1 protein-coding gene is annotated in these 224 nt (G+C 47.3%); it reads right to left on the minus strand.

The features are described from left to right. Nucleotides 1-210, minus strand: a 210-nt coding sequence (locus MST27_RS22390) for a multicopper oxidase domain-containing protein (RefSeq protein ID WP_243608028.1), incomplete at its 3' end; no start/stop codon positions are given. Nucleotides 211-224 lie beyond the last annotated feature (14 nt).

Consider the following 224-nt stretch of genomic DNA (forward strand, 5'->3'; position numbering starts at 1 on the left):
GTCCTGATGGATAATAATTGGGAAATACATACCGGCCAGGATATGATTAAAACTGTCCACATGGCAATGACCCAAAAAAGAGCCTTCGTATTGTGGAGTCAATTCGTAGGTAAAAGCTTTATGTTCCAGCACAGGGTCAACCGGCAGCGAAGGCACACCGTCAACCGCTGGTGTCAAATCCAGGCCGTGAAAGTGAATAGTATGCGCCACGTGGTTAATCCCTG

Origin of the sequence: Stutzerimonas marianensis (assembly GCF_022810315.1) — a bacterium.
GTDB classification, from domain to species: Bacteria; Pseudomonadota; Gammaproteobacteria; order Pseudomonadales; family Pseudomonadaceae; genus Stutzerimonas; species Stutzerimonas marianensis.